Origin of the sequence: Streptomyces sp. NPDC001231, from assembly GCF_042896885.1 — a bacterium.
Taxonomy (GTDB): domain Bacteria; phylum Actinomycetota; class Actinomycetes; order Streptomycetales; family Streptomycetaceae; genus Streptomyces.
Window position 1 is genome coordinate 51,608 of record NZ_JBIAXS010000032.1, and the last position, 24,822, is coordinate 76,429.

General features: G+C 70.8%; 28 protein-coding genes and 1 pseudogene. 12 read left to right on the plus strand and 17 right to left on the minus strand.

The genetic code is table 11. The features are described 5' to 3' along the window. Positions 1–125: 125 nt before the first annotated feature. The 3 genes from guaB to ACFY3J_RS31440 form a co-directional block, all read right to left on the minus strand. Positions 126–1,634, minus strand: a complete 1,509-nt coding sequence (gene guaB, locus ACFY3J_RS31430; protein WP_384175811.1) for an IMP dehydrogenase — start codon at positions 1,632–1,634, stop codon at positions 126–128. Between the two features lie 163 nt (positions 1,635–1,797). Then, positions 1,798–2,385 carry a sigma-70 family RNA polymerase sigma factor gene (locus ACFY3J_RS31435; protein ID WP_100569800.1) on the minus strand — a complete coding sequence of 196 codons (588 nt, stop codon included), beginning with the start codon at positions 2,383–2,385 and terminating at the stop codon, positions 1,798–1,800. 460 nt (positions 2,386–2,845) lie between these two features. Continuing rightward, entirely contained in the window at positions 2,846–3,457 is a 612-nt protein-coding gene (locus ACFY3J_RS31440; RefSeq protein ID WP_003948568.1) for a response regulator transcription factor, read from the minus strand. A 381-nt stretch (positions 3,458–3,838) separates the two neighbouring features. Between ACFY3J_RS31440 and ACFY3J_RS31445 the strand changes: the two genes are divergently transcribed. Beyond that, positions 3,839–4,168 (plus strand): WhiB family transcriptional regulator, encoded by a 330-nt coding sequence (locus ACFY3J_RS31445; protein ID WP_358733963.1) that lies wholly within the window; start codon positions 3,839–3,841, stop codon positions 4,166–4,168. A 95-nt stretch (positions 4,169–4,263) separates the two neighbouring features. Here the strand turns inward: ACFY3J_RS31445 and ACFY3J_RS31450 are convergent, their stop codons facing one another. Beyond that, positions 4,264–5,172, minus strand: a complete 909-nt coding sequence (locus ACFY3J_RS31450; RefSeq protein WP_281155840.1) for a LysR family transcriptional regulator — start codon at positions 5,170–5,172, stop codon at positions 4,264–4,266. A gap of 81 nt (positions 5,173–5,253) precedes the next feature. Here ACFY3J_RS31450 and ACFY3J_RS31455 point away from each other — a divergent pair, with 81 nt between their 5' ends. From ACFY3J_RS31455 to ACFY3J_RS31465, 3 genes are all read left to right on the plus strand, one after another. Next, the gene (locus ACFY3J_RS31455) at positions 5,254–5,934 is read left to right on the plus strand and encodes an MOSC domain-containing protein (protein WP_384175814.1); all 681 of its coding nucleotides are present in this window, start codon (positions 5,254–5,256) and stop codon (positions 5,932–5,934) included. 120 nt (positions 5,935–6,054) lie between these two features. Then, positions 6,055–6,828 (plus strand): SDR family NAD(P)-dependent oxidoreductase, encoded by a 774-nt coding sequence (locus ACFY3J_RS31460; RefSeq protein ID WP_384175816.1) that lies wholly within the window; start codon positions 6,055–6,057, stop codon positions 6,826–6,828. 156 nt (positions 6,829–6,984) lie between these two features. Further along, positions 6,985–7,692, plus strand: a complete 708-nt coding sequence (locus ACFY3J_RS31465) for an ester cyclase (protein ID WP_384175818.1) — start codon at positions 6,985–6,987, stop codon at positions 7,690–7,692. Between the two features lie 6 nt (positions 7,693–7,698). On the opposite strand, the gene ACFY3J_RS31470 is transcribed toward ACFY3J_RS31465, so the two are convergent. The 5 genes from ACFY3J_RS31470 to ACFY3J_RS31490 all read right to left on the minus strand — a co-directional run bounded on the left by ACFY3J_RS31470 (position 7,699) and on the right by ACFY3J_RS31490 (position 11,794). After that, positions 7,699–8,643, minus strand: coding sequence for a biotin-dependent carboxyltransferase family protein (locus tag ACFY3J_RS31470; RefSeq protein ID WP_384175820.1), 945 nt, complete (start codon positions 8,641–8,643; stop codon positions 7,699–7,701). Then, positions 8,640–9,341 carry an allophanate hydrolase subunit 1 gene (locus tag ACFY3J_RS31475; protein ID WP_384175822.1) on the minus strand — a complete coding sequence of 234 codons (702 nt, stop codon included), beginning with the start codon at positions 9,339–9,341 and terminating at the stop codon, positions 8,640–8,642. The genes ACFY3J_RS31470 and ACFY3J_RS31475 overlap by 4 nt, the downstream gene beginning before the upstream one ends. Next, the gene (locus ACFY3J_RS31480) at positions 9,338–10,117 is read right to left on the minus strand and encodes a LamB/YcsF family protein (RefSeq protein ID WP_384175824.1); all 780 of its coding nucleotides are present in this window, start codon (positions 10,115–10,117) and stop codon (positions 9,338–9,340) included. The genes ACFY3J_RS31475 and ACFY3J_RS31480 overlap by 4 nt, the downstream gene beginning before the upstream one ends. A 14-nt stretch (positions 10,118–10,131) precedes the next feature. Next, entirely contained in the window at positions 10,132–10,974 is an 843-nt protein-coding gene (locus ACFY3J_RS31485; protein ID WP_390842259.1) for an urea carboxylase-associated family protein, read from the minus strand. Between the two features lie 127 nt (positions 10,975–11,101). Continuing rightward, positions 11,102–11,794: a GntR family transcriptional regulator gene (locus tag ACFY3J_RS31490; RefSeq protein ID WP_384175828.1), complete on the minus strand. Its 693-nt coding sequence runs from the start codon at positions 11,792–11,794 to the stop codon at positions 11,102–11,104. Positions 11,795–12,073: 279 nt separating this feature from the next. Here ACFY3J_RS31490 and ACFY3J_RS31495 point away from each other — a divergent pair, with 279 nt between their 5' ends. The 5 genes and pseudogenes from ACFY3J_RS31495 (at position 12,074) to ACFY3J_RS31515 (ending at position 16,095) form a co-directional block, all read left to right on the plus strand. Next, positions 12,074–13,429: an MFS transporter gene (locus tag ACFY3J_RS31495; protein WP_384175830.1), complete on the plus strand. Its 1,356-nt coding sequence runs from the start codon at positions 12,074–12,076 to the stop codon at positions 13,427–13,429. Between the two features lie 216 nt (positions 13,430–13,645). After that, complete coding sequence (locus ACFY3J_RS31500) at positions 13,646–14,038, plus strand: MerR family transcriptional regulator (protein WP_384176322.1); 393 nt, start codon at positions 13,646–13,648, stop codon at positions 14,036–14,038. Between the two features lie 120 nt (positions 14,039–14,158). Next, a complete protein-coding gene (locus tag ACFY3J_RS31505) occupies positions 14,159–15,370 on the plus strand; it encodes an MFS transporter (protein ID WP_390842260.1) in 1,212 nt (403 codons plus the stop codon). Positions 15,371–15,418: 48 nt separating this feature from the next. Beyond that, positions 15,419–15,532: pseudogene (locus tag ACFY3J_RS31510) on the plus strand (hypothetical protein); the annotation flags it as partial. A 122-nt stretch (positions 15,533–15,654) separates the two neighbouring features. Further along, the gene (locus tag ACFY3J_RS31515) at positions 15,655–16,095 is read left to right on the plus strand and encodes a DsbA family protein (protein ID WP_390842261.1); all 441 of its coding nucleotides are present in this window, start codon (positions 15,655–15,657) and stop codon (positions 16,093–16,095) included. A 101-nt stretch (positions 16,096–16,196) separates the two neighbouring features. Here the strand turns inward: ACFY3J_RS31515 and ACFY3J_RS31520 are convergent, their stop codons facing one another. Further along, the gene (locus tag ACFY3J_RS31520; RefSeq protein WP_384175836.1) at positions 16,197–16,403 is read right to left on the minus strand and encodes a DUF397 domain-containing protein; all 207 of its coding nucleotides are present in this window, start codon (positions 16,401–16,403) and stop codon (positions 16,197–16,199) included. Beyond that, positions 16,400–17,245, minus strand: coding sequence for a Scr1 family TA system antitoxin-like transcriptional regulator (locus ACFY3J_RS31525; protein ID WP_384175838.1), 846 nt, complete (start codon positions 17,243–17,245; stop codon positions 16,400–16,402). The genes ACFY3J_RS31520 and ACFY3J_RS31525 overlap by 4 nt, the downstream gene beginning before the upstream one ends. Positions 17,246–18,122: 877 nt before the next feature. Here ACFY3J_RS31525 and ACFY3J_RS31530 point away from each other — a divergent pair. The 3 genes from ACFY3J_RS31530 to ACFY3J_RS31540 all read left to right on the plus strand — a co-directional run bounded on the left by ACFY3J_RS31530 (position 18,123) and on the right by ACFY3J_RS31540 (position 19,783). After that, positions 18,123–18,455: a hypothetical protein gene (locus ACFY3J_RS31530; protein ID WP_384175840.1), complete on the plus strand. Its 333-nt coding sequence runs from the start codon at positions 18,123–18,125 to the stop codon at positions 18,453–18,455. A 155-nt stretch (positions 18,456–18,610) separates the two neighbouring features. Next, positions 18,611–19,051, plus strand: a complete 441-nt coding sequence (locus ACFY3J_RS31535; protein ID WP_384175842.1) for a hypothetical protein — start codon at positions 18,611–18,613, stop codon at positions 19,049–19,051. Between the two features lie 174 nt (positions 19,052–19,225). Beyond that, the gene (locus ACFY3J_RS31540; RefSeq protein WP_390842262.1) at positions 19,226–19,783 is read left to right on the plus strand and encodes an ATP-binding protein; all 558 of its coding nucleotides are present in this window, start codon (positions 19,226–19,228) and stop codon (positions 19,781–19,783) included. 61 nt (positions 19,784–19,844) lie between these two features. Here ACFY3J_RS31540 and ACFY3J_RS31545 read toward each other — a convergent pair whose 3' ends face one another. From ACFY3J_RS31545 to ACFY3J_RS31570, 6 genes are all read right to left on the minus strand, one after another. Next, positions 19,845–20,102: a Txe/YoeB family addiction module toxin gene (locus tag ACFY3J_RS31545; RefSeq protein WP_112469145.1), complete on the minus strand. Its 258-nt coding sequence runs from the start codon at positions 20,100–20,102 to the stop codon at positions 19,845–19,847. Then, positions 20,099–20,377: a type II toxin-antitoxin system Phd/YefM family antitoxin gene (locus ACFY3J_RS31550; protein WP_100569794.1), complete on the minus strand. Its 279-nt coding sequence runs from the start codon at positions 20,375–20,377 to the stop codon at positions 20,099–20,101. Before ACFY3J_RS31550 ends, ACFY3J_RS31545 begins: the two co-directional genes overlap by 4 nt. 196 nt (positions 20,378–20,573) lie before the next feature. Beyond that, positions 20,574–22,199: a chaperonin GroEL gene (groL, locus tag ACFY3J_RS31555; protein ID WP_141359302.1), complete on the minus strand. Its 1,626-nt coding sequence runs from the start codon at positions 22,197–22,199 to the stop codon at positions 20,574–20,576. Between the two features lie 130 nt (positions 22,200–22,329). After that, positions 22,330–22,638, minus strand: a complete 309-nt coding sequence (groES, locus tag ACFY3J_RS31560; protein ID WP_100569792.1) for a co-chaperone GroES — start codon at positions 22,636–22,638, stop codon at positions 22,330–22,332. 372 nt (positions 22,639–23,010) lie between these two features. Then, positions 23,011–23,847, minus strand: coding sequence for a polysaccharide deacetylase family protein (locus ACFY3J_RS31565; RefSeq protein WP_384175848.1), 837 nt, complete (start codon positions 23,845–23,847; stop codon positions 23,011–23,013). Next, a complete protein-coding gene (locus ACFY3J_RS31570; RefSeq protein ID WP_384175850.1) occupies positions 23,844–24,788 on the minus strand; it encodes a polysaccharide deacetylase family protein in 945 nt (314 codons plus the stop codon). The genes ACFY3J_RS31565 and ACFY3J_RS31570 overlap by 4 nt, the downstream gene beginning before the upstream one ends. Between the last annotated feature and the right edge of the window lie 34 nt (positions 24,789–24,822).

Genomic DNA, 24,822 nt, shown 5'->3' on the forward strand with positions numbered 1-24,822 from the left:
GTGGCCTTTCCCTGATGCGTTGCAGCGTCTTCCAGTATCGCCGACACCCACGACAAGGGCGGCCCCGGAGGCTCCGGGGCCGCCCTGCACACGCCTCACGCGTGCGCGTGCGTCACTGCTCGCCGCTACTTCTTGTTGCTGTAGTTCGGAGCCTCGACCGTCATCTGGATGTCGTGCGGGTGGGACTCCTTCAGACCCGCCGAGGTGATCCGCACGAACCGGCCGTTCGCCTGGAGCTCGGGGACGGTCCTGCCACCGACGTAGAACATCGACTGGCGCAGGCCGCCGACCAGCTGGTGGACGACGGAGGACAGCGGGCCGCGGTAGGGCACCTGGCCCTCGATGCCCTCGGGGATCAGCTGCTCGTCGGAGGCGACGCCCTCCTGGAAGTAGCGGTCCTTGGAGAAGGACTTGCGGTCGCCGCGCGACTGCATGGCGCCCAGCGAGCCCATGCCGCGATACGACTTGAACTGCTTGCCGTTGATGAACAGCAGCTCGCCCGGGGACTCCTCGCAGCCGGCCAGCAGCGAGCCCAGCATCACCGTGTCGGCGCCCGCGACCAGGGCCTTGGCGATGTCGCCGGAGTACTGGAGGCCGCCGTCGCCGATGACCGGGATGCCGGCCTCCCGGGCCGCCAGCGAGGCCTCGTAGATGGCGGTGACCTGCGGGACGCCGATGCCGGCGACCACGCGAGTGGTGCAGATGGAGCCCGGGCCCACACCGACCTTGATGCCGTCGGCGCCCGCGTCGACGAGGGACTGGGCGCCGTCGCGGGTGGCGATGTTGCCACCGATGACGTCGACACCGGACGAGTTCGACTTGATCTTGGAGATCATGTCGCCGACCAGCCGGGAGTGGCCGTGCGCGGTGTCCACGACGATGAAGTCGACGCCCGCCTCGATCAGGGCCTGGGCGCGCTCGAAGGAGTCACCGGCCACGCCGACCGCCGCGCCGACCAGCAGCCGTCCCTTGGCGTCCTTGGCCGCGTTGGGGTACTGCTCCGCCTTGACGAAGTCCTTGACCGTGATCAGGCCCTTGAGGATGCCCGTGTCGTCGACCAGCGGCAGCTTCTCGATCTTGTGGCGGCGCAGCAGCTCCATGGCGTCCGCGCGGGAGATGCCCACCTTGCCGGTGACCAGCGGCATCGGCGTCATGACCTCGCTGACCCGGCGCGAGCGGTCCGGCTCGAAGGCCATGTCACGGTTGGTGACGATGCCGAGCAGCTTCCCGGCGGGGTCGGTGACGGGGACGCCGCTGATGCGGAACTTGGCGCACAGCGCGTCGGCCTCGGCGAGCGTGGCCTCCGGGTGGATGGTGATGGGGTTGGCCACCATGCCGGACTCGGAGCGCTTGACGAGGTCGACCTGGTTGGCCTGGTCCTCGATGGACAGGTTGCGGTGCAGCACGCCGACGCCGCCCTGGCGGGCCATCGCGATCGCCATGCGCGATTCGGTCACCTTGTCCATGGCGGCGGACAGCAGCGGGATGTTGACCCGCACGTTCCTGGAGACGTACGAGGCGGTGTCGATATCGTCGGGCGCCATGTCCGACGCGCCCGGCAGCAGCAGCACGTCGTCGTAGGTCAGCCCGAGTGTCGCGAATTTCTCGGGCACTCCGTCGACGTTGGCAGTCATGACACCTTCCCCAAATGGCCTTGATCGGTGCGGATGTCCATGCTAACGGGAAGCGCGGCTCTCTCATTCCACGGTTCTGGGAGGCTCCGCTGTTCGTATGTTCGTACGGAACCGCCCGGGTGCGCGTTCATCCGGAGACGTGCGTGAAGGGCGGGGCCGCCGCCTACTGTTCGGCCAGGGCGCGCAGCCGGCTGAGCGCCCTGTGCTGGGCCACCCGGACCGCGCCTGGTGACATTCCCAACATCTGTCCCGTTTCCTCTGCGGTCAACCCCACCGCGATGCGCAGCAGCAGCAGCTCGCGCTGGTTCTCCGGGAGGCTGGCCAGCAGCTTCTTGGCCCACTCGGCGTCGCTGCTGAGCAGGGCGCGCTCCTCAGGACCGAGGGAGTCGTCCGGACGCTCGGGCATCTCGTCCGAGGGCACGGCCGTCGAGCCCGGGTGCCGCATGGCTGCGCGCTGGAGGTCGGCGACCTTGTGGGCGGCGATGGCGAAGACGAAGGCCTCGAAGGGGCGCCCGGTGTCCTTGTAGCGCGGCAGGGCCAGCAGGACCGCGACGCAGACCTCCTGGGCGAGGTCCTCGACGAAGTGCCGGGCGTCGCCCGGGAGCCGGGACAGCCGGGTGCGGCAGTAGCGCAGCGCCAGCGGATGCACCCGGGCGAGCAGATCGTGTGTGGCCTGCTCGTCGCCGTCGACGGCGCGGTGGACGAGCGCACCGATCGCCCCTTGGGCAAGTGCCGCCTGGTCGTCGCGCATCGGTCCATGGTGCCTTGACGTCGTTCGATCCGTGGCACCGCCTTCGTGGTTGTGCACCGAAGCGTTATGAGCAGGTGCGCCGAAGCTCATCCCCTGCGCCCTCCCCTTCCGCTCGACCAACTCGTCCCCGAGGAACTCCACACCCTCAAGGATGCGCCATCCGCGGCGAAACGAGCAGCAGGCGCCCGGCGGGGCGCTTTGCCACCGGCGTCCGCGGTGCGGTATGGCACGTCATCCGCGATCCGGGCCCACGATCTCACCGGACCGCGACGGCCGCCGGGCTCCTCCCGGCCGCCCGGAACCGGGGAGCCCGGGGAGCCGAGCCCGTGCGGAGACGTACGAGCGGCACGGCCGCACGACCGGCAGACCGGGCGCCCCCCACGCTCGTTGCCGTGCGTGGGGGTGGCGTCGCGTGCCGGTACGCCGGATCGGGGCGATCCGGCCGGGATCCGCACGGGTCCTAGCGGACCAGGCCCCAGCGGAAGCCGAGGGCCACCGCGTGCGCGCGGTCCGAGGCGCCCAGCTTCTTGAACAGCCGGCGGGCGTGGGTCTTGACCGTGTCCTCGGAGAGGAACAGCTCGCGGCCGATCTCCGCGTTGGAGCGGCCGTGGCTCATGCCCTCCAGGACCTGGATCTCCCGCGCGGTGAGCGTGGGCGCGGCGCCCATCTCGGCCGAGCGCAGCCGACGCGGCGCGAGCCGCCAGGTGGGGTCGGCGAGAGCCTGCGTCACCGTGGCCCGCAGCTCCGCGCGGGAGGCGTCCTTGTGCAGGTACCCGCGCGCCCCGGCGGCCACGGCGAGCGCCACGCCGTCGAGGTCCTCGGCGACGGTGAGCATGATGATGCGCGCGCCGGGGTCCGCGGACAGCAGGCGGCGGACGGTCTCGACGCCGCCCAGTCCGGGCATGCGCACGTCCATGAGAATGAGGTCGGAGCGGTCGGCGCCCCAGCGGCGGAGGACTTCCTCGCCGTTGGCCGCCGTCGTCACGCGCTCGACGCCGGGCACGGTCGCGACCGCGCGGCGCAGCGCCTCTCGAGCAAGCGGGGAGTCGTCGCAGACGAGGACGGATGTCATGGCCGTCCTCCGCAGCTGATGCGCGTCACCTTGAGCCTCCAGGCTGGTACGGAATCGTCACCTGTGCGGTCGACCGTCTCGGACGCCCGCCCGAGCGCTTGTGTTCTCAACCGCCTCCGCACTCTCAACGACGGTCACTCGAAAGAGTTACGGGGCTGTACGCCGTCTTCGGCACTCTACGTGAGGGAACGGACACAGAGCAGACATGAACGTCGGACCCTCAACTTTTCATCACAAGCTATGCCCCATTTAGCCCCTTTTCTTCCCGTTTCTAGGTGTCTGGAGCTAGATTCGCAATGAGTCATATTTTCATCTCCTTAGATCGGAGATGTACGGTCGTTGGCACCGTATCCGCCACGAACGGCTACAAGGGGTCACGTAATGGCAGATTTCTCCCGCCTTCCCGGACCGAACGCGGACCTGTGGGACTGGCAGTTGCTGGCTGCCTGCCGCGGGGTCGACAGCTCGCTCTTCTTCCATCCCGAGGGTGAGCGCGGGGCGGCTCGGAGTGCTCGAGAGAACTCGGCCAAGGAGGTCTGCATGAGGTGCCCGGTCCGTGCGGAGTGCGCGGCACACGCCCTGGCGGTGCGCGAGCCGTACGGAGTGTGGGGAGGCCTGACCGAGGACGAGCGCGAAGAGCTCATGGGGCGGGCACGGAACCGGCTGGTGTCGGCGTCGTCGACCAGCGGGGACACCGCCTCGGACAACTGAAGGAACGTTTTTTCTTATCCGGTCGCGTTGAGCCGCAGCAGGGCACGCGCCACGCGTGCCCTCGCGATCTCCGAATCCCCTTGTGCCAGCTTGTGTCAGCGGGCCCCGGCCCGCACCAGTTCCTCCAGCGTCGCCGCCACCGCCGGTACCTGTGCCAGGTCGGGCAGGGTGAGGGCGACGATCTCCCGCCGCACCGCCGGTTCCAGCTCCACGGTGCGCGCGCCCCTCGGCCGTACCGACTCGACCGCGAGCTGGGGCAGGACCGCGACCCCCAGTCCCGCGCCCACCAGGCCGACCACCGCCGGGTAGTCGTCGGTCGCGAAGTCGATACGGGGCGTGAAGCCGGCGCCCTCGCACACCTGGACCAGCTGGCCGCGGCAGCGCGGGCAGCCCGCGATCCACGGATCGCCCGCGAGTTCGCCGATGGCGACGGATCCCGCGCGGGCCAGCCGGTGCCGCTCGGGCACCAGCCCCACGAGCCGGTCGGTCAGCAGCGGCCGTACGACCAGGTCCTCCCACTCCCCGGCGCCCTCTCCCGCACCCGCGGCCCCCTCGTAGCGGAAGGCGAGCGCCACGTCGCAGTCGCCCTGGCGCAGCAGTTCGACGGACCTCGGCGGCTCGGCCTCCTCCAGGGACACGCGGGTGCCGGGGTGCGCGGCGCGCAGCGCGGCGAGCGCGGTGGGCACGAGCGTGGAACTTCCGCTGGGGAAGGAGACGAGCCGTACCCGCCCGGCCCGCAGCCCGGCGATGGCGGCGATCTCCTCCTCGGCCGCGGTGAGCCCGGCGAGGATGCCGGTGGCGTGCCGGACGAGCGCCTCGCCGGCCTGGGTCAGGCGCATCTCGCGGCCGGCCCGGATCAGCAGCGGGGTGCCGACGGCCGCCTCGAGGGCCTTCATCTGCTGGCTGACGGCGGGCTGGGTGCAGCCCAGTTCGCGCCCCGCCGCGGAGAAGGAGCCGGTGGTGGCCACGGCGCGCAGCACACGGAGATGACGAGCCTCGATCACACCACCGAGCATAAGTGAAACTTGGGCGAGCGGCGGATTATCGCGTCGACACTTTGACCACCCCTCGCCTACCGTGCCCGCATGAAGCTTCTGTCAGTGAACCTGGGCCGCCCGGAGGCCGTGCCGTACACCGACCAGCCGGAAGGCGTGACCGGCATCGGCAAGCGGCCGGTGGACGGGCCGGTCGAGGTGGCGGCGCCCGGGCCGAAGGGGGTCGGCGCGAGCGGGCTGGCCGGGGACGCGGTGTGCGACACGCGGCACCACGGCGGCGACGACCAGGCGGTGTACGCGGTGGCGCGCGAGGACCTCGACGAATGGGAGCGCGAGCTGGGCCGGACGCTGGCCAACGGCTCCTTCGGCGAGAACCTCACCACGCTCGGCCTGGACATCACCGGCGCGCGGATCGGCGAGCGCTGGCGCATCGGCTCGCCGCTCGGTCCTTCGGTGCTCCTGGAGATCACCAGCGGACGGATTCCCTGCCGGACCTTCCAGGGCCATCTGGGTGAGAAGGGGTGGGTGAAGCGGTTCACGCGCAGGGCGGCGCCGGGCGCGTATCTGCGGGTGCTCGAAGCCGGTGAGATCCGGGCGGGCGACCCCGTCGAGATCGTGCACCGTCCGGACCACGATGTGACCGTGGGCCTGGAGTTCCGGGCCATGACGACCGAGCGCCCGCTGCTGCCCCGGCTGCTCGCGGCGGGTACGGCGCTGCACCCGGAGACGCTGGCGGCGGCCCGGAAGTACGCGCGTCGGCACGCGGGCTGACCGGCCGTCATCGTCCCGCCGGCACGCGGACGGACATGTGGACGGACACGCGGACATCACCGATCGGGAGGGCCTGTGCAGAGATCGGGACAACGCGCCGGGGACCACTAATCTTTCGGCATGACAACGGCTCTGATTACGGGATCGACCGCGGGCATCGGCGCCGCCTTCGCGCGGCGGCTGGCGGCCGACGGGCACAACCTGGTGCTGGTGGCGCGCGACACCGCGCGCCTGACGGAGCAGGCCACCGAACTGCACGACCGGCACGGCATCGAGGCGGAGGTGCTGACGGCCGACCTGGCGACGGACACGGGCATCGAGGCGGTCGCCACTCGGCTGGGCGACCGCAAGGACCCCGTGGACCTGCTGGTCAACAACGCGGGCTTCGGAAACAAGGGCCGTTTCCTGGACGTGTCGATGTCCGACGAGCTCAGGATGATCAAGGTGCATGTCGAGGCGGTGCTGCGGTTGACGTCGGCGGCGACCGCGGCGATGCGCGAGCGCGGCCGGGGCGGGGTCGTGAACGTGGCCTCGGTGGCCGCCTTCGTACCGCGCGGCACGTACGGCGCGTCGAAGGCGTGGGTCGTGCAGTTCACCCAGGGCGCGGCGCGCGATCTGGCCGGCAGCGGCGTACGGCTGATGGCGCTGTGCCCCGGATTCGTGCGCACCGAGTTCCACCAGCGGGCCGGCATGGGCACGGACAACATCCCGAACTGGATGTGGCTGGACGCGGACAAGCTGGTCGCGGCGGCCCTGACGGATCTGGCCCACGGCAAGACCCTGTCCATCCCGGACCCCCGGTACAAGGCGCTGATGGGCCTGGTGAAGGTGACGCCGCGCGGCCTGCTGGGCGGGATCACCTCGAAGACGGGCCGCAAGTACGGCCCGCAGTGACGTCACGGAAGTGACGTGGTGACGTACGGAGGTGACGTACGGAGGTGACGACGGCGCCCGGGTGGGAAAATGGGCTTCTCGGACATCACGGACATCCTTCCTTCCTGGACATCCTTGACGGAGAGCCGGACCAGGCCGGGGGACCGGAGGCGCGTCATGACCTTCGTACAGCTCATCGACTGCAGGACCAGCCGGTTCGAGGAGATGAACCGGCTGCTGGACAGCTGGGTCGAGAAGACCGGGGGCAGGCGGACCGCGACGCACGCGGTCGTCGGCAAGGACCGGTCGGACGGAGCCCACGTCGTCGAGCTGGTGGAGTTCCCGTCGTACGAGGAGGCGATGCGGAGCTCGCACCTGCCGGAGACCGACGAGATCTTCCGGGACCTGGTCGCCCTCTGCGACGGGACGCCCACCTTCACGGACCTGGACGTCGTCCGGGACGAGCAGCTCTGCGAGATCGCCGTACGCCGTTTCTACGGCACCCTCACGACCGCCGGTGAGCTGCCGCCGCTCAACGACCTGATCGACGAGGACTGCCACAGCCACGACCCCGTCAACCCCCAGGTCACCATCGGCCTGGACGCCATCCGCCGCGACTTCCGCATGTGGCGCGACGCCTTCGACGCCTCCTTCACGGTCGAGGACCTGGTGGCGCAGGGCAACCGGGTCTGCGCCCGCTGGAGCTGGACCGCCACGCACCAGGGCGAGTTCCTCGGCATCCCGCCCACCGGCAGGCGGGTCACCATGACCGGCATGACGGTCTTCCGCTTCGGCGGCAACGGCAGGATCGCCGAGCTGTGGTGGCAGCACGACCAGTTGGGACTGCTGCAACAGCTGGGGGCGCTCGACGAGTTGGAGCACTAGCGAGACTCACCGGATGGCGCGGAAGCGGACGGCGGCGCCCGGTGGGATCTGTCCGGCCAGGGGCAGGTCGGTGGCGTCGACGACCGCGATGACCGGGTAGCCGCCGGTGACGGGGTGGTCGGTGAGGAACAGCACCGGTCTGCCGTTCGGCGGGACCTGGAGGGCGCCCGGCACCATGCCCTCGGCCGGGAGCTCCCCGTCACGGACACGCGTCAGGGCCGGGCCGTCGAGGCGGATGCCGATCCGGTTGCTGCGGCTGGTCGCCTCCCAGCGGGCGCCGAGCAGCGCCGCGTACGAGGCGTCGTCGAACCAGTCGTCACGCGGCCCGCGCACCACGCGCAGCGTGAACTCGCGCGGGGGTGCCGTGCGCGGCGCCAGGTCCACGCCCGGGAAGGGGAGCACGGGGCGGCCGACCGGCAGCCGGTCGCCGGTGCGCAGGGGCCGGAGTCCGATGCCGGAGAGCAGGTCGGTGGAGCGGGAGCCCAGGAGTAGTGGTGTGTCGAGCCCGCCGCGCACGGCGAGGTACGTCCGCAGCCCCGAGCCGGGCACGACCAGCTGCAGCGTCTGACCGTCGTGCAGCGGGAACGGCGCGTCGACCGGAACGGACCGGCCGTCGACGGTGGCCGGGCACGGCGCCCCCGTCAGGGCCGCGTACAGCACCGACGGCGCCCCCGATGGCGTCCGGCAGTGCACGCGCACCCGCAGGCCACCGAAGGTGGTCTCGATTCCGGCCGCGTCCTGGGAATTGCCCACGAGCCGGTTGGCGAGGGCCAGCGAGTCCCGGTCGGCGGCACCGGAACCCGGGACCCCGAGGTGGGCCCAGCCGGGCCGGCCCAGATCCTGGACCGTGGCGAGCGGACCGGGCGCCAGGACCTCCAGGCGGGAACCCGTGGCCGCGACGCTCGTCGCCGGGGCGTCGGCCGCCGTCGGCGTCGCTTCTGAGGTCGTCACCGTATCTCCTGGGGGACGAAGCGGACGTGGCTGCCGGGGACCAGCAGTGCCGGTGGATCGCGCCACTCGTCCCACAGCACGGCGTCCGTGGTGCCGAGCAGCTGCCAGCCACCCGGCGAGGAGCGCGGGTAGACCCCCGTGAAACCCCCGGCGACGGCGACCGAACCGGCCGGCACCGCGGTCCGCGGCTCGGAGCGGCGCGGCAGCCTCAGCAGCGGATCGGTGCCCGTGAGGTAGCCGAAGCCGGGGGCGAAGCCCGCGAAGGCCACCGTGTAGAGCGGTGCGGTGTGCCGGGCGATCACCTCGCCCACGCCCAGCCCCGTCAGCTCGGCCACGTCGGACAGGTCCTCGCCGTCGTAGCGGACGGCGAGCGTGACGATCTCCTCACGGACCGGCTCGGCGGACTCGGCAGATCCGGCTGATCCGGCTGATCCGGCGGGTGCCGAGGGGGTGCCGGGCGTGGTGTGTCCCGCCGGGCCGAGGGCCGCCGCGCGCTCCGTCACGGCCGCGGCCACGGCCGGGTGGCTGGTGATCGCGGGATCGTAGGTGACGAGCAGCGTGCGGGCGGCCGCGACCAGTTCGCGGACGCCGCGCGGGCGGTCCGCGTCCAGCGCGCCGCGCAGCGCCAGTACCTGCTCCAGGCCGTCGGCCTCGGCCAGCAGGGCGTGGCTGCCGACCCGGCGGATCCCGACGCTCACGCCGGCACCGTCAGCGGCTTCGGCACGGCGAACGACGTCGGGGCAAGACCGGCCCGCTCCAGCTCGTCACGCAGCCGGCGCGCGATCGCGACCGCGCCGGCCGTGTCGCCGTGCACGCACAACGACCGTACGGACAGCGGTACGTCGCTGCCGTCCACGGCCTCCACCACGCCCTCGGTCACCATGCGCAGGCAGCGCCGCACGATCGCCTCCGGGTCGTGCAGCACCGCGCCGGGTTCGCGGCGCGAGACCAGGGTGCCCTCGGGGGTGTACGCCCGGTCCGCGAACGCCTCGTGGACCGGGGTGAGCCCGGCCGCCTCGGCGGTACGCAGCCAGACGCTGCCGGGCAGGCCCAGCACCAAAAGCTCCGGGTCGTAGCGGCGCACGGCCTCCGCGACGGCGGCGGCCTGCGCCTCGTGGTGGACGATCGCGTTGTAGAGGGCGCCGTGCGGCTTGACGTACGCGACGCGGGTACCGGCGAGGCGGGCGAAGCCGTCGAGCGCCGCGATCTGGTAGACGACGTCGTTGACCAGCTCGCCGGGATCGACGTCGATGAAGCGGCGCCCGAAGCCCGCCAGGTCCCGGTAGCCCACCTGGGCGCCGATGGCGACGCCGCGCTCGGCGGCCCGCTCGCACGTCCGGCGCATCACGGTCGGGTCGCCCGCGTGGAAGCCGCAGGCCACGTTGGCGCTGGTGACGAGGGACAGCAGGGCGTCGTCGTCACCGAGCCGCCACTGCCCGAAGCCCTCGCCGAGGTCACTGTTGAGGTCGATCACGGGTGTTCCTCGCCTCAGCTCTGCCACTCGGGACGGGTCATGCCGTGCAGGTTGCGGTACTCGGCCACCTGCGGCAACGACCAGTCCGCGAGCAGCTCGGGGTCGACCTTGTAGACCTCGACGCCGATCGGGTGGCACACCTCCACGGGGTCGTGGGCGTCCGGGCCCCACATCGGGACCGACAGGTCGCCGCCGGGGCAGGTGGACAGCGCGCACAGCAGGTCGAGTTCGGCGAAGAACTCGAAGTGGTCGCCGGGGCGGGCCGGGCAGTCCTTCATGAAGTACTGGTCGTCCTCGTTGAGCCCGGTGCACTGGAAGACGTTCAGCACGTCGTGCACGTCGAACTCCGTGAGCCCGTAGGGGAGCACCGACCGCACCAGGTTGGAGTGGCAGTGGAAGTCGAAGTCCTCGCCCGTCAGCATGCGGTTCACGTACGGGTCGCAGCGGGTGCCGAGCAGATCGTGCACGCGCCCGCCCTCGGCGTCGCGGCCGTAGCCGGCGAGCGTGTCGTCGGTGATCGTCAGCAGTGGACGCAGGAAGGGCAGGTTCGACCAGATCCGGTCGTACGTGCTCACGTGGGCGCGCTGGAGCTGGCGGGTACGGGCGGCCCACATGCGCTCGCGGGGATCGTTGCGGTTCCAGATGTTCAGGTCGCCGACCTGCGGCCCGTCGACGGTGACCAGGCGGCACAGGTGCCCGGCCGGAACCTCCCAGGCGCGGCCCGAACGGATCGGTATGACGAAGCTGTCGACGAGCTCGCGGCCGCCCTCGGTCCTCGAGACCCGGTCGTAGAACGCGCGGTCCACGTCGAGCGGACCGCCCTTCGTCGCCTGGTAGGCGGCTGCGGTGGTGGCCATGGGGGTACCTCTTCTCTTTGGTGCCTTCTTGGTGGCTGGTGGCTGGTGCCGGGTGGCTGGTGGCTGATGGCTGATGGCGTGGGGTGGGCCGCGAGCGGCCGCTGGGAGGAGGCGGGAGTGCGGCCTGTCAGGTCTCGCGGCGCGCCGCAGCGGCCCGCACCATGTCGACGACCGCGCGCTCCGAGTCGTCGAGGTAGCGCCGCAGCGCCTCCGCGGCCTGAGCGCGCTGCCCGGTACGCAGCAGATCGCACACCTCGCGGTCGCGCGGCACCCACTGCGTCTGGAACTCGGGCTCGCGCGGTACCTCGGCGAAGGCCAGGCGCAGCTGCGCGACGATCGTGTCGAAGAACCGGTCGAGCCGCCGGCTGCCGAGCAGCCGGACGACGGCACGGTGGAAGTCCAGCGACCAGGTGCTGACCTCGCTCCAGTGCCCCGCCCGTGCCGCCGCTTCCTGAGCCGAGACCCGTTCCTCGAGCGCGGCCAGCGCCTCCTCGGAGGCGTACACGCTCTCCTCGACCGCGCGCAGCTCGAAGCAGCGGCGGGCGGCGTATATGTCGTGCACATCGGCCACGTCGAGCCGCTTGACGGCGGCGCCCTTGTAGAGCCGGTGGACCGCCAGGCCCTCGTGCACGAGCAGACGTACGGCCTCGCGGAGCGTGTTGCGCGAGACACCCAGTTCCGCGGCGAGCGCCGCGTCCCGCAGCGGCAGGCCCGGCGGCAGCTCGCCCCGGCTGATCCGGTCGCGGAGCCGGTCGGCGACCGCTTCCGCCGCGACATCGCCGGGTTCGGGGGTCCCGGCGGTGCTCTGTTCTTCGGACATGCCGGCGACAGTACCCCAGGATTGTTCATCAATCCAGAGTTTCACCGATCACATGTATTCGATTTCTGCCGCAGAAAGCCCAGCATCACAGGGGTTTTCCGCGCCGGCACCGATCGTCGATCGTCCCGACCCTTGACAGGATCGTTCAATCATTTCTACTTTTTCCGCCACCGCAGGCCCCATCCCCGTGGTCGACGCCGGCGGCGGACGACATCCAGCCGCGGCTCACCCCCTCACGACTCCGCCCTTCCCTCTCCCGACCCGCCACGGAGGTGGCTCATGCCGCCGGTTTCCGCCCCATCCCGCACCGACGCACCCCGGAGCAGCGGCCGCGACCTGCTCGAGGACAGCGCGCTCACCTCGTTCCACCGCAGGCTGACCGTCTACTCGGCGGGCGGGCCCTTCCTCGACGGGCTCATCCTCGGCGTGATCGGCGTCGCGCTCACCCAGATCGGCCCGCGCTGGCACCTCAGCGGCCTGTGGGAAGGCCTCCTCGCCGCGGCCGCGCTGTGCGGCCTGCTGATCGGCGGAACCGTCTTCGGCTACGTCACCGACCGCTTCGGCCGCCACATCATGTACACGATCGACCTCGCGGCGATCGTCGTCTTCTCCGTCGCCCAGGCCTTCGTGAACGGCCCCGAGCAGCTGCTCGTGCTGCGCTTCCTGATCGGTGTCGCCGTCGGCGCCGACTACCCGATCGCCACGTCCCTGCTCGCCGAGTTCTCACCGCGCAAGCACCGCGGCGCGATGCTCGGCCTGCTCACCGTGATGTGGTCCGTGGGCAGCGCGGCCGCCTACCTCATCGGCGACCTGCTGCTGCGCCTCGGCCCCGACGGCTGGCGCTGGCTGCTCGCCTGCCCCGCCGTTCCCGCCGCGATCCTGGTCCTGCTGCGCATCGGCACCCCCGAGTCGCCCCGCTGGCTGCTCTCCCAGGGCAGGGTCGAGGAGGCCGAAGCGGTGATGCGGAAGGTGTTCGGCCCCGGCGCGGGCGTCGCCGACCTGGGCACCCCGGCCGAGCCCGCCCGCTTCTCGGCGGTCTTCCGCGGCGCCTACGGCAGGCGCACCGCCTTCGTCTCCGTCTTCTGGGCCTGCTCCGTGATGCCGATCTACGCCATCTACGCCTTCGGCCCCCAACTGCTCGCCGCGATGGGCCTGGCCGGCAACAGCGGCACCCTCGGCTCGGTCGCCATCAGCCTGGTGTTCCTGGTCGGCTGTGTGGTCTTCCTGCCGCTGCTGAACCGCGCGGGACGGCGTCCCGTCCTCGTCTGGACCTTCGCCGCGGCCACGGTCCCGCTGCTGGTCCTCGGTGTCTTCCCGGGGCTGCCCGCGGTCTGGGCCGGACTGCTGTTCGCGGCGTACGCGATCGCCATCGGCGGCCCCACGCTGCTCCAGTGGATCTACCCGAACGAGCTGTTCCCGACGGAGATCCGGGCCACCGCGGTCGGCGTCGGCACCGGCTTCAGCCGCATCGCGGCCGCCGTCGGCACCTTCCTGACCCCGCTGGCCCTGGAGCACTGGGGAGTGGGAGCGACGCTGCTACTGGCCGGTGTCGTGTCGGCGGTGGGCACGGTGGCGTCGATCGCGATGGCCCCGGAGACGCGGGGGGTGTCCCTGGAGGCGTCCAGCGCGACGTGAGTCGGGGACAAGGGAGTCATCCGCCGGCTGACGCGGCAAGCGTGAGGGGTGGCGGGGAGCCGGCGTGCTCCCCGCCACCCCTCACGCACGTCAGCCACGTCCGGCCGTAGGGAGTCGCAGACCGGTACGGCCGGCGGCTGCTGCCCACGTCGTGCGGCTACGGTTGAAGCTGACACGCATGTCAGCTTCAACCGTACGAGAGTGGTGATCTGCGTCATGCGCATCGGTGAGCTGGCTCGTCGCACGGGGGTGAGTGAACGCTCGCTGCGCTACTACGAGCAGGAGGGGCTGCTGTCGGCTGAGCGGACGCCCGGCGGGCATCGGGAGTACGCCGACACGGCAGTGGATCGGGTACGGCGGATCCAGGAGCTGTACGCGGCGGGGCTCTGCAGTTCCAAGATCGCGAAGCTGCTGCCCTGCATGCGCGACAGCGACGGAGGGCCGTCGGCGACGGCGGACGGGCACCTGGTGACCGAGCTGACGGCGGAGCGTGCGCGTATCGACCGCATGATCGAGGACTTGCAGCGCTCCCGCGCCCTGCTGGACACCGTGATCGACGCAGCCTCGCAGGTGAACGGCAGCACGCCGACGGACAGGATGGCGCCGTAGCGTGGCGCGGACGAGCGCATCCGCGCGGCCCTGCCCAGGAGACCGGACGGGCATCAGCGGCGAACGTCACACCGCAGCCCCTTGAACCTGACATGCACGTCAGGTTCTACGGTGCCTGGCATGAACGACTTGTCGACCAGCAACGTCTCCACGACCACCGAGCAGGCACACCCGACTGCCGACCGGCTCACCTGGGGAGCGCTGCTGGTGATGGCCTGCACCACGTTCGTCGTGATCATGACGGAGACGCTTCCAGCGGGTCTGCCGTCGGGACTGGCCTCCGGTCTGAGGATTTCCCAGGGGACGGCGGGGCAGCTGGTGAGCGTGTACGCGCTGGGCACCGTGCTCGCCGCGATCCCCGCCACCGCGATGACGCGCGGCCTGCGCCGCAAGCCGGTGCTGATCGGCGGGCTGGCCGGCTTCCTCGTCACCAACACGGTCACCGCGCTGGCTCCCTCGCTGGCGGTGGCCCTGGTGGCCCGGCTGCTCGCGGGTGCCTTCGCGGGCCTGCTGTGGAGCATGCTGGCCGGTTACGCGCGGCGCATCGTCCCCGAGCGGTTCGCCGGGCGGGCCCTGGCCGTGGCGATGGCCGGTACCCCCATCGCCCTGGCCGTCGGTACACCGGTCGGGTCCTGGCTCGGCAGCGTGACCGACTGGCGCTGGGCGTTCGGTGTGATGTCGGCGCTGTCCGTGGTCACCATCGTGTGGGCGCTGCTGGTCGTTCCGGACGCGCCGGGTCAGGAACGGCAGGCGCGCAAGCCGCTGCTGAAGGTCGCCGCGATCCCGGGCGTGGTGCCGATTCTGGTCACCGTCGTGACCTGGATGTTCGCCCACAACGTGCTCTACACCTACGTCGGCCCCTACCTCCACGGCTTTGGCATCTCCCTGGACGTCGACCTGGCGCTGCTGATCTTCGGTATCGCCTCGCTGCTCGGCCTGGTGATCACGGCCACGGTCGTGGACCGGGCGCTGCGCCGGATCACCCTGGGCGCGCTGGCGCTGTTCCTCGCGGCCGCGGTGCTTCTGGGCACCGGTGCGGTGTCGGGCGTGCCGGCCGTGGTGGGCCTGGTGCTGTGGGGCCTGGGCTTCGGCGGTGCCGCCACCCAGATGCAGACCGCGCTGGCCGAGGCCGCCGGCCCGGACACGGATGTGGCCGTATCGGTGTTCACCGTCGCGTTCAACCTGGCCATCGCCATCGGCGGTGTCATCGGCGGCGTCCTCGTCGAAGGCGCGGGAGCCACGGGCCTCCCCGTCGCGATGGGCGCCGCAGCCCTCGTCCCGTTCGGCGCGGTTCTCCTCTCCCGCCGCACCGCGTTCCCCACCGGCCGCTGAAGAACCGGCCGCACACCCGCATTCGGCACAGAAGCAGAAAGGCGTCTCATGAACAGCCACCCTCAGCCCAACGCCCGCCCCTCCTCGGCGCCGGTCACCATCCGCGTCTGGTCGGACTACGTCTGCCCGTTCTGCCTGCTCGCCGAGGAACCCCTCAAGGAAGCCACCTCCGACCTGGATGTGGACATCCAGTGGATGCCCTTCGAACTGCGCCCGTACCCGACCCCCACCTTGCGACCCGAGGATCCCTACCTGCCCACCACGTGGGAGCCGGGGTGTATCCGATGGCCGAACGGCTGGGTGTCGACATCACCCTGCCCACCGTCTCCCCGCAGCCCTACACGCGCCTGGCCTTCGAGGGACACCAATACGCCGCCGCCCACGGCAGGGGCGGCCAGTACACGCCGCGCGTCCTTCGAGCCTTCTTCCAGGAGAACCGGGACATCGGACGGATCGACGTACTGAGCGAGATCGCCGCTGAACTCGGCCTCGACAGCGGCGAGTTCACCGCGGCCCTGGAGCAGGGGACCTTTACGGAGACGCACCAGGACGCGCTGCGCGAGGCCGCGGCGCACCGCATCACGGTCGTACCGACGCTGATCATCGACGGCCACACCCGCATCGAGGGGGTCCCCGACCCCACCCGTATCCGCAAGGCCGTACTGGACGCACAGGCTCGTGGAGGCCACGAACAGGGCCCCACCTGCGGCACCGACGGCTGCTGACACGCCGATCACGGACGCGACAGCGACCCTGCTGCTGAGCCGCCTTCGGGTGCAGTGGGGCGGCAGGGAACGCAATGGATCCCTGCCGCCCCTCCGTCGAGTCAACCGCGTACGGCCATCCGCACAAACGCCATCCACTGGCCGGCGGGGACGTTGAGAACCGCCGCGTCCGGCCGCTTGGAGTCGCGGATCAGTACGGCCGTGCCAGCGTCGGCGACCTCGACACAGTCTCCGCCGTCACCCGCGCTGTAGCTGCTCTTGAACCAGTTCAGTTCGCCGACGGCAGGCCCGGGGCTGCTTGCCTTCATAGCTCTCCCAACAACTTCTCGATGAAGATCAGCGACTCCCTGGGAGTCAGCGCCTGCGCTCGGAGAACGCCGTAGGTCGATTCCAGCGGGCTGACCTTCTTGGGCTCGGCGTGCAGGGCACTCAGTCCCTGTACCTCCACGTAGGCCATCCTGCGCTCATCGCTCGTGTGGATCAATGTCAACGGCCCAGCCAAACCGGCGTGTTCTTCACGGCCGGTCGGCATGACCTGCATCTCCACGTTGCGCTGATGCCCATAGATCAGAAGCTGTTCCAGTTGGCCACGGAGAACTTGGGCACCCCCCAGCGGACGACGCAGGACGTGCTCGTCGATCACGAAGCTGAGCAGTGGGGCTGGGCGCCGTGCGAAGAACTTCTGTCGCTCCATGCGTGCGGCCACACGCTGCTCAACCGTCTCCTCGTCCAGCAGGGGGCGCCACATACGGAAGACCGCACGCGCGTACTCATCCGTCTGCACAAGACCCTTCACGACGTGGTTCGAGTACGCATGCAGCTCGACCGCCTCGCCCTCCAACTCCGCGTACCGCCGGAAGAACGACGGATACCGAGCCTTGGCCACCTCTCCCTTCATGGCCGCCAGCACCCCCCGCGCCCCCGTCTGCTGATCCACCGCATCGACCAACTCGGGCCTCGGGATCCGCCGCCCCTGCTCCACCGCCGCGATCTGTGCCTCGCCGTACCCGACCCGCTCGCCCAACTGCGCCTGCGTCAGCCCCGCGGCCTCCCGGAACAGCTTCATCTGACGGCCGAAACAGCGCAGGAACTCCCCGTTGGAGTCCGTCTCCGCGGCCACACCCGCGCCCGAGTCCGCACCCGACTCCATCCGCCTCGCTCCCTCGCCCTTGCACCCGTCTCGCTGCGATTGCACAGTAGGGCGCGCGAGCGTCAACCACGCTCCGACCAGGGCACGTTGCTTCGTACGGGTGAACGCCGTATGCGAAAGCTTTCTTCACTCAACGCGTCCACGCGCACACTTTCCGTGCGGTACGGTCACCCTCGACAGCACGTCTTCCGCGCGCCACGCCGGGCGCAAACGAAGACGGCCCCCGCAACGGCTGCAACCGTTCGCGAGGGCCTGAACCACCAGTGGAAAAGGCCTCCACCGTGATTTACCGGCACTTTATCGCGCCCCCGCGCGCCTTCACCCAGTTCTCCCACGACATCATCCGGCACCCTCGCCTGTCCTCGGACGCCGTCCGTCTCCTGACCTGGCAGCTCTCCCTCCCGCAGGGAGCGCGCGAGTCACTGTCGCGCACCGCCGAACGCGCCCGTATCGGCGCAACCGCCTTCACCCGCGCCAAGCGCCAGCTCAAGGAAGAGGGCTTCGTGCACGAGCGGCGCGTGCAGGTGCCCGGTGGACTCTGGGTCACCCAACAGCTCGTCTCCAACGTCGCGGCGAGGCCACCAAGATCCTTGCCCAGACACCCGCTCCCGCACCCGCACCCACCTCGGCGTACCCCGTGTCGCCGCAGGTCGCACCGAGTCGTCGAAATCCGACCGTCGGTGTCCCGACTCCTCGGCCCACCGACGGTCATCCAAGGAAAGTCCCCGGGGAAAACACCTCCCACCATCCCGCCGCGCCCGCGCCCTCGCCCACGCCCGAACTCCAGCCGGAACACGGCCCCGCCACCGACCAGGCCCGCGCCCTCGTCGCCGCCTTCCCCCGCCTCTCCCCCGACCTCCGCCGCATCCCCCGGGGCATGCACGAGGAGCTGGCACGGCTCACCGCCCGTTGGCTCACCGCCGGACACACCCCCAGCACCGTCCGCACCCACATCCTGCGCGGCCTGCCCTCCGACGGCACCCCGGTCCACCGCCCCGGCGGCCTGCTGCGCTACCTCCTCCGCGAGGTCCCGCCCCCGCCGGAACCGCCCGCCCAGTACGCCCCCGCCGGTACGCTGTCGCCCGGACGATCCGCCCCTGGCCGCCCGGCGGCCCGGCTCGCCGGCCTGCGGGAGTGCGAGGGCGATCACGTCCAGGCCACGCTGTTCCGTCCCGTCGGCGACGAGACACGCTGCCAGCGGTGCAACTGACGTGGTGCGCCACGCCCGTCCCGCCGGACCGTTGCAGGGGAGCCGTGCCGCTCTCGCCACCGTACCGAGGGCGAGGGCGAGGGCGACCACATGCACCGCTCTCGGCGTTGAAACAATCCACGGGACCTACCCAAGAAGCTTGTCAGGAGCACCGCATGATCCGTTTTCTTACGCGCCGCGTCGCTCCCGCGCTCCTGCTGCTCCAGGTCGCCTACGCGGGTCTGCTCGAGATCGCCTTTCTGACGCTGGGGCCGGACACCGCGGAACTCGACCACACCGATCCCTCCGGCTTCAGCCCGCTGAACGCTGCCCTGGTGGTGCTCACGCTGGTGGGCCTGACCGGCGGTGCGGCCCTGCTGGGCCTGGAGCGCGCACGGTCCTGGGCGCCGCGTGCGCTGACGGTGGCCTGGCTGGCCCTGGTGGGCCTCGGCCAAACGGTGCTCGCCGTGGAGTCCCTGGCCACCGCCGGCAGCCCGGAGGGCTTCAACCTGGCGGGCGCCCTGCTGTTCGCAGCGGCCTGCGCCACGGTGGCCGTCGCCTGTGCGCTGACCATCCGCACAAGCTCCGGAGCGGTCCGGCTGAACACGGCCGACTGAGGCGACAAGCCGACGGCCGATACGGAGGCGGCTCCCCGGAAGGTGAGGGGGCCGCCTTCGGCGTGCTCCGTCGGCCCCTACAGGCCCGACTCGGTCGCCCGGCACCCCTACAGGTTCCGTCCGTGCGGGTGTCATACCTGGTGAGGAGAGGCCGGGGCACGGGATCTTCGGTCCATGACGACCTTCCCCGACCGGCAGCGTCCACCGCTGCCACCGGCCGCCGAACAGCAGGCCTTCACCCTCCGCTTCACCGCCTCGCCACGCGGCGCACGCCTCGCCCGGCGTCTCGCCTCCCACCAGATGGATGCCTGGGGGTGGGGCTACGGCACACCCGCCCACGACGCCGTGGAACTGGTCGTGGCCGAGCTGGCCGCGAACGCCGTCACCCACGGCCTGGTCCCTGGCCGGGACGCCGAGCTGCGGCTGAGCAGGGAGGACGGCGGGCGCGTACGCGTGGAGGTGAGCGACGCCAGGGGTGAGCGGCTGCCTGCGGCACGAGACGTCGGAACCGGGGAGGACGGCGGCCAGGGGCTCCTCCTCGTCGCCTCCCTCGCCGAGGCGTGGGGCACGACCCCGCGGCCCAGCGCCCCCGGCAAGACGGTCTGGGCCGTCATGGCCACCAGGGCTCCGGCAACACCGGCACCGCCCACCTCCCCGGGGGAGGACGAGCGACTTCGGCATGACGCGGCCGATGAACTCACCGCCCTGAGCCAGGAGATGGGGCTGAGCTGACCCGTGGCGGCAGAGGCACCGGGCTGCGGCTGATCCGGAGGGAAGACAGAGCACCTGGACGTCAGTAGTGGTAACGGGCCTTGATGATCACGACTTCCTTCTCCGTGGCCCGGTAGACAAGGCGGTGCTCGTCGTCGATCCGGCGTGACCAGTAGCCCGACAGGTCGCCCTTCAACGGCTCCGGTTTGCCGATGCCGGTGAAGGGGTCGCGCTGGATCTCGCCGATCAGACGCACGAGCTTGCGGAACAGCTTCCTGTCGGCGGACTGCCAGTACAGGAGGTCCTCCCACCCAGTGGGACGGAACCGTACGTCCCTCACTCCCCGTCCTCCGCCAGAGCCTCCAGCTCCTCCATGCTCTTGGTGATCACCGGTGTGTCGGCAGCCTTGTCGGCGGCGACGGCTGCCATGAGGTGAGCGGCGTTGGCCGGCGAACGCAGCAGGTAAACGGTCTCCTGCCAGGAACGGAAGTCGTCGGCGGACATCAGTATGGCGTTGCCGCCCCTGGAGGTGATCTCGACGGGCTCATGGTCGTCGTTGACCTGCTGGATCAACGGGAAAAGCCTGGCTCGGGCCTCGCTGGCGGTAATGGACACGGGCACCTCCTCCACACGACTCGTACGGGAAAACCGTACCACTCAACTGGTACAAGCATCTGGTACCAATCGGGTGAGTTGATGGTTTCCCGGCCGGAAAAGGGCCCGCACCGGCAGGAGCACCGCAACGCACCGGTGCCCGGCACCCTCGAAGGGGCACCGGGCACCGGTGGTTCGGCTCAGCTCAGCGGAGCGTTCAGTGGGCGTGGCCGTGGCCGTGGCCCGCGGCGGCCGGCTCTTCCTCTTCCTTCTTCTCGACGACCAGGGTCTCGGTCGTGAGCAGGAGGGAGGCGATGGAGGCGGCGTTCTCCAGGGCGGAGCGGGTGACCTTGACCGGGTCGATGACGCCGGCCTTGATCAGGTCGCCGTACTCGCCGGTGGCGGCGTTGTAGCCGCTGCCCTTCTCCAGCTCCGCCACCTTGGAGACGATGACGTAGCCCTCGAGGCCGGCGTTCTCGGCGATCCAGCGCAGCGGCTCGACGGCGGCGCGGCGGACGACCGCGACACCCGTGGCCTCGTCGCCGGTCTTGTCGAGGTTGCCCTCCAGGACCTTCACGGCGTGGACGAGCGCGGAGCCACCACCGGAGACGATGCCCTCCTCGACCGCGGCGCGGGTCGCGGAGATGGCGTCCTCCAGACGGTGCTTCTTCTCCTTCAGCTCCACCTCGGTGGCGGCGCCGACCTTGATCACGCACACGCCGCCGGCCAGCTTCGCGAGGCGCTCCTGGAGCTTCTCGCGGTCCCAGTCGGAGTCGGTGTTCTCGATCTCGGCCTTGATCTGGGAGACGCGGCCCTCCACGTCCTCCTTCTTGCCGGCGCCGTCGACGATCGTGGTGTCGTCCTTGGTGACGGTGACGCGGCGGGCGGAGCCGAGGACGTCCAGACCGGCCTGGTCGAGCTTGAGGCCGACCTCCTCGGAGATGACGGTGGCGCCGGTGAGGACCGCCATGTCCTGGAGCATCGCCTTGCGGCGGTCGCCGAAGCCGGGGGCCTTGACGGCCACGGCGTTGAACGTGCCGCGGATCTTGTTGACGACCAGGGTCGACAGGGCCTCGCCGTCGACGTCCTCGGCGATGATCAGCAGCGGCTTCGAGGCGTTGCCCTGAATGATCTTCTCGAGGAGCGGGAGCATGTCCGCGATGGCGGAGATCTTGCCCTGGTGGATCAGGATGTACGGGTCGTCGAGGACGGCCTCCATACGCTCCTGGTCCGTGACGAAGTACGGGGACAGGTAGCCCTTGTCGAAGGCCATGCCCTCGGTGAAGTCCAGCTCCAGACCGAAGGTGTTGGACTCCTCGACGGTGATGACGCCGTCCTTGCCGACCTTGTCCATCGCCTCGGCGATGAGCTCGCCGACCTGCTGGTCCTGGGCGGACAGCGCGGCGACGGCGGCGATGTCGGACTTCTCGTCGATCGGGCGGGCCGAGGCGTGCAGGTCGTCGGAGACGGCCTTGACCGCGGCGTCGATGCCCTTCTTCAACGCGGCCGGGGAGGCACCCGCGGCGACGTTCTTCAGGCCCTCGCGCACGAGCGCCTGGGCGAGCACGGTGGCGGTGGTGGTGCCGTCACCCGCGATGTCGTTGGTCTTGGTCGCCACCTCCTTCACCAGCTGGGCGCCGAGGTTCTCGTACGGGTCCTCGATCTCGACCTCACGGGCGATGGTGACGCCGTCGTTGGTGATGGTGGGCGCGCCGAACTTCTTGTCGATGACGACGTTGCGGCCCTTGGGGCCGATCGTCACCTTGACCGTGTCGGCGAGCTTGTTGACGCCGCGCTCGAGGGCGCGACGGGCGTCCTCGTCGAACTTCAGGATCTTCGCCATGGCAGCGGGAGCCCTCTCGAAATCTGGTGGTAAGACACTGCGCCCCGGGCGCCCGGCTTCTTATCGGTCGCGGGGGGCCAGGGGCGCAGCTCAAGCAGAATTGCTTCGGCTTCGTGAAGAAGCGGGTGAACTACTTCTCGATGATCGCGAGGACGTCGCGAGCCGAGAGGACGAGGTACTCCTCGTTGTTGTACTTCACCTCGGTGCCGCCGTACTTGCTGTAGAGCACGACGTCGCCGACCTTCACATCGAGCGGAAGACGGTTGCCGTCCTCGAAGCGGCCCGGGCCCACGGCCAGGACGACGCCCTCCTGGGGCTTCTCCTTGGCGGTGTCCGGGATGACCAGGCCAGAGGCCGTGGTCTGCTCGGCGTCCAGCGGCTGGACCACGATGCGGTCCTCGAGCGGCTTGATGGCAACCTTGGTGCTGGCGGTCGTCACGATCCGACCTCCCCCTTCGGAGATCTCACGGGGTTAACTGTCTGAGGTGGCGACCAGGTCGATCCGTCGTCGCGGGTGCCGGACCTGCCCGTCGCTTTGTTGGCACTCTCCAGGGGGGAGTGCCAGACCTGAGACTATGACCGTCGTTAGCACTCGGTCAAGCGGAGTGCCAATTGCCTCGTGGCGCGTCGGGGGTGGGGTGCGGTTTGGCGAACGTCTGTTCAAGGTGCTGTGGGCCTGTGCGAGCGCCCTGGGGCTGCCGCCCCCAGACCCCCGCCTTCGGCCTGGACGGCCTCGCCCTCAAGCGCCGGACGGGCTGCTTGATGCCGGACTCGGCCGAGAATCTCAGCCCGGAGACAGTCCCGCCGCAGCTCAGAGATAGTCCTGCAGCCGGCCCACCGTCAGGCCCTTCTTCTGGATTCGGCGGAGCAGGCGGGTCGTGCGGTCACGCAGGGGCGGGCCGTCGAGGTCGTCGTCGTCCGAGGCGACGAGGAGGATGTCGCCGGGGCGCAGTTCGTGGGGGCCGTGCCTGAAGCGCAGGCCGGTGTCGGTCGTGACGCCCCGCCACAGGGCGACCGCCGAGACCCCGCAGTCGGCGGCGGCGCGCAGGGTCGTCGTGTCGTACCTGCCGTAGGGCGGGCGGAAGAGGCGGGGGCTGACGCCGAAGCGGGAGCGGATCTTGTCCCGCTGGCCGCAGATCTCGGCGCGCTGGCCCGCGTAGGGCAGGCCGCGCAGCGAGGGGTGGTCCAGGGTGTGGTTCTGGAGGTCCGCGCCGACCGACATCAGGCGCGCGAAGTGCCCGTACCCCGGCCCGACGACACTGTCCGTGAGGAACATGCTGACCGGCAGCCGCAGTTCACGGACCATGTCGACGAACCGCGGATCCTTCTCCGCGCCGTCGTCGTAGGTGAGGAAGACGACCGGGTCGGAGGTCGCGACGCGGTCCACGACCTCGGGCAGGCCGGCGGACGGGGCGGCGCCGGCGAGCCGCGGCGGACGGGCCGGCGGCTTCGGCGGCGCGGCGAGCGGTGCCCTGAGCCCCCAGCGCCGGTAGGCCTGGTCGGCCGTCGGGCTCTGCGACCGTACGCCCTGCGCCGCCTTGCGGCCGAGCCGCTCGATGGGGTCGACGGACGTGGCACAGCCGGTCAGCAGCGAGGCGGCGAGCAGGGCCACGGCCAGGTGCCGCGGCCGGACGGGCCGCGGTCTCACAGGTAGTCCTCCAGCCGGGCCACCGCGTACCCGTCGGCCGTGACCTTGTTCAGGAACCGGCGCATGTCGTCGGCCATCGTGCCGTTCCACTCGCTGCGGCCCCGGAAGTGGGTGAGCACGATGTCGCCGGGCCGCAACCGCCGGCCGTCCTCGCGGAACTCCCAGTGGTCGACGTAGACCTCCTCGTTCCAGAGGGGCGCGTACTCGATGCCGCAGGACTTGGCGGCGCGCAGGGTGTCCTGGTTGTAGTTGCCGTAGGGCGGGCGGAACATCTTCGGGCGCTTGCCGAACCGCTCCTCCATGATGTCCTGCATGCCGCAGATCTCGCGCTTCTGCTCTTCGTAGGACAAGGCAGGCAGGTAACGGTGGTGCAGGGTGTGGTTGTTGAGGGTGACCCCGGAGCCCTGCACCTTCCAGAAGTAGCCGTAGTCGCCCTTGATGAGGTCGTCGGTGAGGAACGCGGTGTACGGGATCTTCAGGTCCCGCATCATCCGCAGGAACTCCGGGTCCTTCTCCGCTCCGTCGTCGATGGTGAGGAAGACGACCTTGTCCTTGGTGGGGACCGTGGTGAAGACCGGGGGCAGGTTCCAGTCCTTCTGGTGTTTCACCTCGAAACCGGCGCGGGCGGTGGCCTTCGACTTCGTCGTGGGCGGCTGCGGGGGGATCAGCGGGACCCGCTCCAGACTCCAGCGCTTGGCGGTGGCCACCCGCTGCGCGTAGGAGGTGTGCAGGCGGTCGCCGAAGGAGCCGGGGGCGGCAGCGGGGGCGGGGTGCGCCCGGGGGCGCTGCTGGCCGGGAGCCGGGCGCACCTGCGCCTCCGGCTGCCCGCAGCCGGAGGCGAGGGCGGCGACGGCGAGCACCGCGAGCCCGCCGCGGATCCGGGTCCCGCGACTCGGCACCCTTTCAGGACCCTTTTTGTCATTTTGTACTACTGACCTCATGGCGCCGGATCCTCGCAGGCCACCACCCGGAAGC

Excerpts from the sequence above, each read along its gene's own strand:
- guaB (WP_384175811.1), bottom strand. The coding sequence starts at position 1,634 with ATGACTGCCAACGTCGACGGAGTGCCCGAGAAATTCGCGACACTCGGG.
- ACFY3J_RS31435 (WP_100569800.1), bottom strand. The coding sequence starts at position 2,385 with ATGCGCGACGACCAGGCGGCACTTGCCCAAGGGGCGATCGGTGCGCTC.
- ACFY3J_RS31440 (WP_003948568.1), bottom strand. The coding sequence starts at position 3,457 with ATGACATCCGTCCTCGTCTGCGACGACTCCCCGCTTGCTCGAGAGGCG.
- ACFY3J_RS31445 (WP_358733963.1), top strand. The coding sequence starts at position 3,839 with ATGGCAGATTTCTCCCGCCTTCCCGGACCGAACGCGGACCTGTGGGAC.
- ACFY3J_RS31455 (WP_384175814.1), top strand. The coding sequence starts at position 5,254 with ATGAAGCTTCTGTCAGTGAACCTGGGCCGCCCGGAGGCCGTGCCGTAC.
- ACFY3J_RS31460 (WP_384175816.1), top strand. The coding sequence starts at position 6,055 with ATGACAACGGCTCTGATTACGGGATCGACCGCGGGCATCGGCGCCGCC.
- ACFY3J_RS31465 (WP_384175818.1), top strand. The coding sequence starts at position 6,985 with ATGACCTTCGTACAGCTCATCGACTGCAGGACCAGCCGGTTCGAGGAG.
- ACFY3J_RS31485 (WP_390842259.1), bottom strand. The coding sequence starts at position 10,974 with ATGGCCACCACCGCAGCCGCCTACCAGGCGACGAAGGGCGGTCCGCTC.
- ACFY3J_RS31490 (WP_384175828.1), bottom strand. The coding sequence starts at position 11,794 with ATGTCCGAAGAACAGAGCACCGCCGGGACCCCCGAACCCGGCGATGTC.
- ACFY3J_RS31495 (WP_384175830.1), top strand. The coding sequence starts at position 12,074 with ATGCCGCCGGTTTCCGCCCCATCCCGCACCGACGCACCCCGGAGCAGC.
- ACFY3J_RS31500 (WP_384176322.1), top strand. The coding sequence starts at position 13,646 with ATGCGCATCGGTGAGCTGGCTCGTCGCACGGGGGTGAGTGAACGCTCG.
- ACFY3J_RS31505 (WP_390842260.1), top strand. The coding sequence starts at position 14,159 with ATGAACGACTTGTCGACCAGCAACGTCTCCACGACCACCGAGCAGGCA.
- ACFY3J_RS31515 (WP_390842261.1), top strand. The coding sequence starts at position 15,655 with ATGGCCGAACGGCTGGGTGTCGACATCACCCTGCCCACCGTCTCCCCG.
- ACFY3J_RS31520 (WP_384175836.1), bottom strand. The coding sequence starts at position 16,403 with ATGAAGGCAAGCAGCCCCGGGCCTGCCGTCGGCGAACTGAACTGGTTC.
- ACFY3J_RS31525 (WP_384175838.1), bottom strand. The coding sequence starts at position 17,245 with ATGGAGTCGGGTGCGGACTCGGGCGCGGGTGTGGCCGCGGAGACGGAC.
- ACFY3J_RS31530 (WP_384175840.1), top strand. The coding sequence starts at position 18,123 with ATGCACGAGGAGCTGGCACGGCTCACCGCCCGTTGGCTCACCGCCGGA.
- ACFY3J_RS31535 (WP_384175842.1), top strand. The coding sequence starts at position 18,611 with ATGATCCGTTTTCTTACGCGCCGCGTCGCTCCCGCGCTCCTGCTGCTC.
- ACFY3J_RS31540 (WP_390842262.1), top strand. The coding sequence starts at position 19,226 with ATGACGACCTTCCCCGACCGGCAGCGTCCACCGCTGCCACCGGCCGCC.
- groL (WP_141359302.1), bottom strand. The coding sequence starts at position 22,199 with ATGGCGAAGATCCTGAAGTTCGACGAGGACGCCCGTCGCGCCCTCGAG.
- ACFY3J_RS31570 (WP_384175850.1), bottom strand. The coding sequence starts at position 24,788 with ATGAGGTCAGTAGTACAAAATGACAAAAAGGGTCCTGAAAGGGTGCCG.